The organism is Streptomyces sp. ISL-94, assembly GCF_018614075.1.
Lineage (GTDB): Bacteria > Actinomycetota > Actinomycetes > Streptomycetales > Streptomycetaceae > Streptomyces.
This window is the reverse complement of record NZ_JAGGOZ010000141.1, coordinates 1-7,516: the sequence shown is the minus strand read 5'-3', so window position 1 is coordinate 7,516 and position 7,516 is coordinate 1. Positions and strand designations below refer to the sequence as shown.

Annotated in this window: 7 protein-coding genes and 1 pseudogene; 5 read left to right on the top strand and 3 right to left on the bottom strand. The window is 73.9% G+C overall.

The features are described 5' to 3' along the window. Positions 1-156 precede the first annotated feature (156 nt). Complete coding sequence (locus tag J7E94_RS33505; RefSeq protein ID WP_215020593.1) at positions 157-1,167, bottom strand: hypothetical protein; 1,011 nt, start codon at positions 1,165-1,167, stop codon at positions 157-159. Between the two features lie 97 nt (positions 1,168-1,264). Between J7E94_RS33505 and J7E94_RS33500 the strand changes: the two genes are divergently transcribed. From J7E94_RS33500 to J7E94_RS33485, 4 genes are all read left to right on the top strand, one after another. Further along, positions 1,265-1,717 (top strand): DUF4442 domain-containing protein, encoded by a 453-nt coding sequence (locus J7E94_RS33500; RefSeq protein ID WP_189973593.1) that lies wholly within the window; start codon positions 1,265-1,267, stop codon positions 1,715-1,717. A gap of 62 nt (positions 1,718-1,779) precedes the next feature. Next, the gene (locus J7E94_RS33495) at positions 1,780-1,980 is read left to right on the top strand and encodes a type II toxin-antitoxin system VapB family antitoxin (protein ID WP_215020592.1); all 201 of its coding nucleotides are present in this window, start codon (positions 1,780-1,782) and stop codon (positions 1,978-1,980) included. A 117-nt stretch (positions 1,981-2,097) separates the two neighbouring features. After that, a complete protein-coding gene (locus J7E94_RS33490; protein ID WP_215020591.1) occupies positions 2,098-4,611 on the top strand; it encodes a glycoside hydrolase family 3 C-terminal domain-containing protein in 2,514 nt (837 codons plus the stop codon). A gap of 58 nt (positions 4,612-4,669) precedes the next feature. Beyond that, positions 4,670-5,323, top strand: coding sequence for a DedA family protein (locus tag J7E94_RS33485; protein WP_215020590.1), 654 nt, complete (start codon positions 4,670-4,672; stop codon positions 5,321-5,323). A gap of 296 nt (positions 5,324-5,619) precedes the next feature. On the opposite strand, the gene J7E94_RS33480 is transcribed toward J7E94_RS33485, so the two are convergent. Further along, positions 5,620-6,183, bottom strand: coding sequence for a gamma carbonic anhydrase family protein (locus J7E94_RS33480; RefSeq protein ID WP_215020589.1), 564 nt, complete (start codon positions 6,181-6,183; stop codon positions 5,620-5,622). 132 nt (positions 6,184-6,315) lie between these two features. Between J7E94_RS33480 and J7E94_RS33475 the strand changes: the two genes are divergently transcribed. Continuing rightward, positions 6,316-7,104, top strand: a complete 789-nt coding sequence (locus tag J7E94_RS33475; RefSeq protein WP_215020588.1) for an acyltransferase — start codon at positions 6,316-6,318, stop codon at positions 7,102-7,104. Between the two features lie 7 nt (positions 7,105-7,111). On the opposite strand, the pseudogene J7E94_RS33470 reads toward J7E94_RS33475, so the two are convergent. Further along, positions 7,112-7,392: pseudogene (locus J7E94_RS33470) on the bottom strand (EamA family transporter); the annotation flags it as partial. Positions 7,393-7,516: the final 124 nt, after the last annotated feature.

Below are 7,516 nucleotides of genomic sequence, written 5' to 3'. Positions count from 1 at the left end.
GACAACAGCATTAGGAGGTGTAGTTGCGGCCGGCCCAGGCGGGCCGACCGCGGCGTGCGGGCGTGCGGGGCGGGGAGGGAGAGCTCACCACCGGACTATCCCCGCCCCGGGCCGGGAATCCAAACGGATTCCTGTCCGGGGGCCGGGGACAGGAGATCAGCCCTCGCTGAGGCGGACCGAGCTCAGGATCTTCTCGTAGGTCTCCTGGGAGACTTCACCCGGTACGCCCGCAGCGCCGTAGAGGACCCAGCTGGCGAAGTCACCCTTGGTGTTCTTGAAGCTGAAGGAGATGCTCTTGCCGTCGGAGTCGCACTTGGTCGCCTTCGGCAGGCCGCTCACGGTCGCCGTGGCCACGTGACCCTTGAGGCCGGAGAGAGTGGTGTACTCCTTGGCCTCGGAGATCTTGGCGACTTCCTGGGGCTGCGGCTGCCCGTACGCGGCGTACACCCAGCTGCCGGCCGCGTTGCGCGAGAGCTGAGCGGTGTCCTTCGCGCCCTGGCCACCCTTCGTACCGGTGCCGGCCAGCGCCTTGGTCTCCTCGCGGCCGTCCTTGTTGGTGTCGACCTTGCACCAGTCCTCTTTGAGGTAGGCCGGTGCGGACATCATGACGAAGGGGGAGCCGTCCTTCTTCACTTCGTCCTCGAAACCCACGGACATGCCGGAGCCGAGCACGTTCCATTCGGGTGGGACGTCGAAGGCGGTGCCGTGGGTCGGGTTGACGACGACCTTCCAGCCCGGGATCACGGGCTTGACGTCGCCGCCCGCCCGCGGGTTCGGGCTGCTCCCGGCCGGGGCGGGGGCGGAGGAGGCCGGCGCCGAGGAGGACGCGGCGGGCGGCTTGTCATTGGCCTGGGTGTTCTTGTCGTCCCGGGTCAGGACGAAGGCTCCGGTCGCCGCGGCCGCCACCACGACCGCGGAGGCCGCGACGATGGCCACCGTCTTGGTGGAGTAGGGGCTACCGCCCCCCTGCGGGGCCGGGGCGGGAGCCTGCTGGGGTTGGCCCCAGGGCTGGACGGGCGGGGGCGTCTGGTAGCCCTGCTGCGGGTACCCGTAACCGGGCTGCTGCTGGTACGGGTTCGGCTGCCCCGGCTGCTGCTGGTACGGGTTCTGTTGCGCGTCCTGGGGGTGCTGTTCTCCCCCGGGCGGCTGCTGCTGTCCTGGCCACATGGCCGGTAACGATAGTGGGAGCGGAGGCCGGGAGCCACGGCCGCCCCCGTACTCGGCTCTGGTCAAGCGCATCTACTCGCGGGTAACCTCACGTTCCATGAGCGCAGATCAGATGAACGTGGGCGAACTGCTCGCCGCGACGGTGCCGATGGCCCGGACCCTGAACCTCCAGTTCCTGGAGACCACCCCCGAGCGCGCGGTCGTCCGCCTCCCGGACCAGCCCGACTACCACAACCACGTCGGCGGTCCCCACGCCGGCGCCATGTTCACCCTCGCCGAGTCCGCGAGCGGCGCGATCGTCCTGGCCGCCTTCGGCGACCAGCTCTCGCGCGCCGTGCCCCTCGCCGTGAAGGCCGAGATCGGCTACAAGAAGCTCGCCAAGGGCGTCGTCACCGCCACCGCCACCCTCGGCCGCCCCGCGGCGGAGGTCGTCGCGGAACTCGACGCGGGCGGCCGCCCCGAGTTCCCGGTCACCATCGCCATCCAGCGCGAGGACGAGGCCGTCACCGGCGAGATGACGGTCGTGTGGACCCTGCGCCCCAACGCGTAAACCCGCGCGCCGCGGTGAGCCCCCCCACTAGAGTCCCTCGCACGACGACGGAGGGGGTTCCCATGGCCAAGGTCAACATCAGCCTCGACGCCGAACTCGTGGTGGAGGTGATGGTGCTCGCCGGGGTCGGCTCGCCGCAGGACGCGGTCGAGGCCGTCGTACGGGACTACATCGCGCGCGGGCACCGCACCGAGGCGCGGGTCCAGATCCAGGACGAGCCCCGGCGGGAGCGCGACGGCGTGCCGCAGCCGCCGCAGGGCTGAACCTGGCGCCGCCGGTGGCGCGTCCGGGCGGGCCCCCGCGGCTGCCGGGCGCACAGTGGGGCGCGGGAGCGGTCCGGCGCGGGCCGCTCCCGCCGAACCACGCCGCAGGGAGCGCCCATGAGCGAGGCCGTGTCCAGACGTTCCGCGATGCGGCTGATCGGAGCGGCCGGCGCGGTGGGCGCGGTGCTGGGGGCAGGCGGCTGCGTGGCCCCCGTACCGCCCGGCTCGGGGCTCCGCAAGGCAGCGCCCGGAGCCCCCGCGGCCCCGGCCGGGCCCGGTGGCGCCGCGAAGATCGACGCCCTGCTGGAGCGGCTCACCCTCGACGAGAAGACCGCCCTGCTCCACGGCGCCCCGGACCCGGCCCCCCTCGGCCAGGCCGGCTACCTCCCGGGCGTCCCGCGCCTGGGCATCCCCGCGCTGCGCCTCGCCGACGGGCCCGCCGGCGTACGCGTCGCGAAACCGGCCACCGCGCTGCCCGCGCCGGTCATGCTCGCCTCCGCCTTCGACCCGGCGCTGGCCCGCGAGTACGGCAGGGTCCTCGGCCGCGAGGGCCGGGCCCTCGGCCAGGACGTCCTGCTGGCGCCCATGGCCAACCTCATCCGGACCCCGTACGCCGGCCGGAACTTCGAGACCTTCGCCGAGGAGCCGCGCCTCACCGCCGACCTCGTCGGCGAGATGGTCCGCGGGATCCAGGACGAGGGGCTCATCGCCACCGTCAAGCACTTCGCCCTCAACAACCAGGAGCGGGGCCGCGACACCATCGACGCGATCGCCGCCGAGCGGACCCTCCGCGAGACCGAGTTGCGGGGCTTCGAGGCCGCCGTGGCCGCCGGCGCGGGCGCCGTCATGGGCGCGTACAACAAGGTCAACGGCGTCTACGCCTGCGAGAGCAAGCCGCTCCTCGACGAAGTGCTGCGCGGGAGCTGGGGATTCGACGGCTGGGTGATGTCCGACTGGGACGCCGCCCACAGCGCCGTCGCCGCCATCGGCGCCGGACTCGACATGGAGATGCCCGGCGGCACCCACTTCGGCCGCCCGCTGCGCGAGGCGGTGGGCGGCGGCTCGGTGCCCGAGAGCGCCGTCGACCTCGCCGTACGCCGGATCCTGACCACCCTGGACCGCTTCGGGCTGCCGGCCGCCCGCCGCGCCGCGCGGCCCCCGCGCGACGCGGCCGCCGGGGCCAGGGTCGCCCGCAAAGTGGCCACCGCCGGGGCCGTGCTGCTGCGCAACGAGCACGGCACCCTGCCGTTGACCGGAGCCGCCGCCCGCTCGATCGCGGTCATCGGCCCCACCGGCCAGGTGCCCTTCGTCGGCGGTGGCGGCAGCGCCCACGTGGTCCCCGACGGGGCGGCCGCCCCGCTCACCGCCATCCGGCGGCGCGCGGGGAATGGCTCCACCGTGCGCTACGCCCTCGGCGAGGACGTGTACGGCCGTCCCCTGCCGCCGGCCCTGCTGACGCCGCCCGCCGCGCTGGACGACCGGAGCGTGGACGCCGGGCGCGGCTGGAGCCACGAAGGGGAGTTCCGCCTCGCGGCCGACGACGAGTGGACCCTGCTCGTCCACTACACCGGGGTACGGCCCGGCGTGCGGCTGGACGGGGAGGAGCTGTTCCCCGTACGGGAGGGCGTGGCCGAGTACTACGCGGGCGGACTGCTCGGGTCCGCGCCCGACGGGATGACGGTGCGCCGCCGTACGCTCGCGCTCAAGGCGGGTACCCACCGGCTCGCCGTGAACGCCCAGGGCGGGGCCACGGGGCAGCGCTTCCGGCTGCGGCACATCACGAAGGCGACCCGGGCCGCGGATCTCGCCGAGGCGGTGCGGACCGCGAAGGCGGCGCGCAGCGTGGTCCTGTTCGCGTACGAGGACGCCACCGAGGGCAGCGACCGGACCTCCCTGGCGCTGCCGGGCGGGCAGGCCGCGCTGATCGAGGCGGTCGCCGCCGCCAACCCCCGTACCGCGGTGGTCCTCAACACCCCATCGGGTACGGCCATGCCCTGGCTCGCGTGCACGGGGGCGGTCCTCCAGATGTACTACCCGGGGCAGGAGGGCGCGGGCGCGACCGCCGACATCCTCTTCGGGGACGTGGACCCGGGCGGCCGGCTCACCCAGACCTTCCCGGCCGACGAGAAGGAGACCCCGGTGGGCGGGGACCCGCTGCGCTACCCGGGGGTGGGCGGCAGGCAGGAGTACGCCGAGGGCATCCACGTCGGCCACCGCTGGTACGACGCGCAGCACGTGACCCCGCTCTTCCCCTTCGGGCACGGCCTCTCGTACACGACCTGGCACTACGAGGACCTGACCGTCCGGCCGGAGCGCGGCGGCCTCAGTGTGGAGTTCACCGTCCGCAACACCGGCCGCCGCAAGGGCACCGAGGTGGCCCAGGTGTACGTCGGCCCCTCCCCGGATCTGAAGCTCGACCAGCCGGTGCGCGCCCTGGCCGGCTACCGGCGGCTCACCCTCGCGCCAGGCCGGTCGCAGCGGGTCACCGTCGCCGTCGGCGCGCGGGCGCTGTCCTCATGGGATCCGGAGCGGCACGCGTGGGTGGTGGGTTCCGGTCAACGCGAGGTGTTCGCGGGCCGTTCCTCACGCGAACTCACACTGAAGGGAAAGGCGGTGGTGGGGAGCGGATAGGCTGCCCGTTCGGCGTGTCACAGGGGGCGCGCCGGGGACGACACGGGAGGACGTACCGGTGCACATCCAGGAATGGCTGGAGACGATTCCGGCGGTCAGCATCTATCTCCTGGTGGGTCTGGTCATCGGACTGGAGAGCCTGGGCATCCCGCTGCCCGGAGAGATCATCCTCGTCAGCTCGGCGCTGCTGGCCTCGCAGCACGGCGAGATCGACCCGGTGGTGCTGGGCATCTGCGCGACGACGGGGGCGATCGTGGGCGACTCGATCGGCTACGCCATCGGGCGCAGGGGCGGCAAGCCCCTGCTGGAACGGCTGGGGCGGCGCTTCCCCAAGCACTTCGGGCCGGATCATGTGGCCGTGGCGGAGCGCTCCTTCGAGCGGTGGGGCATGTGGGCCGTCTTCTTCGGCCGGTTCGTGGCGCTGCTGCGGATCTTCGCCGGGCCGCTGGCGGGTGTGCTGCACATGCCGTACTGGCGGTTCCTGATCGCCAACGTCCTCGGCGGGATCCTGTGGGCGGGCGGCACCACGGCCGTCATCTACTCGGTCGGCATCGTGGCGGAGCCCTGGCTGAAGCGGTTCTCCTGGCTGGCGCTGGGGATTGCCGTGCTGTTCGGCATCGCGGTGACGCTGGTGGTGCGCAGCCGGATGAAGAAGGCGGCCGCGGCGGCCGGGGCCGCCGAGTCGGCGGCCCCGGTACCCGTCGCCGACTGATATGGCGTGCCCCGGCGTCGGCGCGGTCGGTGGTGATCCGGCCATGGACCCGGTGAACCGGCTGGTACGGGCGGCGGAGAACGGCGACGCGGCGGTGGTGGAGCGGCTGCCGGCCGAGAGCGTTGCGGTGGACGCGTGCGTCCCCGGCGGGCGGACGGCGCTGGATCTCGCGGCGCGAGCCGGGCACGCGGAGGCCGTCCGGACGCCCACCGCGCGGAGCCCGGCCGGCGCGGTCCGGAGTACGAGGCCGTCCTGTCCGCACTCCGGGCCGCGCGGGACGCCGGCCAGGCGTTCGGCTAGGCGTCCGGGGTCACCGATGCGCGGTGCTGCTTGGCCAGCTCCACGTACATCGCGGCGTTGACCTTGATGTGCTCACGCTCCTCGGCGGTGAGCTCGCGCCGCACCTTGGCCGGGACGCCCGCCACCAGCGAGCCGGGCGGGACGACCATGCCCTGCGGGACCAGCGCCTGCGCGGCCACGAGCGATCCCGCACCGATCACCGCGCCGTTCAGGACGGTCGCGCCCATGCCGATCAGGCAGTCGTCCTCCACCGTGCAGCCGTGTACGACGGCGTTGTGGCCGATGGAGACGCGCTCGCCGATCGAGACCGGGAAGCCGGGGTCCACATGGAGCGTGCAGTTGTCCTGCACGTTGCTGTCCGCGCCGAGCGTGATCGGGCCGCAGTCGGCGCGCAGCACCGCCGAATACCAGATGCTCGCGCCGGCGGCCAGGGTGACATCTCCGACCACGACGGAGGTGGGTGCCGCGAAGGCCGTCGGGTCGACGGACGGCTGCTTCCCGCCCACGGCCGCGATGAGTGCCTGGCCTGCCCGGCCCTGGGGGGCCTGCTGAGACGTCATGATCAAATTCCTCTGTTTCCGGATGCCGCGCTACCGGCACGGTAGGGCACGCGTCCCGCCCCGCCCCGGATGGGGTGAAGATCACAGGATCCGGGTCCGGACGACCGGCGCCGGGCGCACTACCGTGGCCGGGTGCCGAGAAACCAGAACACGTTCTCATCTCCGACGGCTCTGACGGCTCTGACGGCCCTGCGCCGCCGGCTGGCGAACCGCGCCGTCCACGCGGGCTGGCGCTGGATGCAGCAGGCCGGCGCGGTCACCGCGCAGACCCCGGGGCGGCTGCGCTTCGGCGCGATCGGGCACGGCACCCGGCTCGCCTTCCCGCAGGGCACGGTCTTCGGCGATCCCTGGATCCGGCTCGGCGACTACTGCATCATCGGCGAGCAGGTCACCCTTACCGCCGGGATGATGCCGGACCTCGACCTCGGTACGGAGCCGATGCTGGTCCTCGGCAACGGGGTCGTCATCGGCAGGGACAGCCATGTCATCGCCGACGCCCGCATCAGCATCGGGGACGACACCTTCTGCGGCCCCGGGGTGTACATCACCTCCACGAACCACAGCTACGACGACCCGCACCAGCCCGTCGGCAAGCAGTGGCCGCGCAGCGCACCGGTCGAGATCGGCCCCGGGTGCTGGCTCGGTACGGGCGCGGTCGTCCTGCCCGGCGCGCGGCTGGGCCGCAATGTCGTCGTGGCCGCGGGGGCCGTCGTACGGGGCGAGGTGCCGGACCACGCCGTGGTGGCGGGGGCGCCGGCGCGCATCGTACGGCGCTGGGAGCCGGAGACGGGCTGGCAGCCGCCGCTGCGCACCCCGGCGCCGGTGCCGATCCCCGACGGGATGACCTCGGAGCAGCTGCGGGGGCTGGCGGAACTGGCAGAGCTGGGAGAGCTGGAGGAGCTGGAACCCGAACAGGCTTAGCCGCGGCTCAGCCGGCCGCGAGCAGGACCGTGCCCGCCAGGGCCAGGTCGGCGCCCGCGGCCTGGACGGGGCGCAGGCGCTCCTTGAGCACCGCGAAGGCCGCGAGGGCGGTGATCACGGGGTAGAGCGAGGAGAGCACGGCGGCCAGGGTGACCGGGCCGTTCTGGCGGCGATGGAGTAGGTGCCGTTGGCCGCGACGTCCGCGAGGCCGACGAAGGCCGGCGCGGGCAGCAGGCCCGACGGGATCCCCGGACCCGTGCCCGCCGGTGCGCCCGGCCGACGCTCCGCACTGACCGGCCGCCCGGCCGGGCCCGGGTGCCGCCCGCCGGGCATCGCATCGTACGGGCGGCCCGGCCGGGGCCGCGCGTATCCCTAGTGCTGTGACCGGAAGGGTTCACCGGGTCGCGACGCT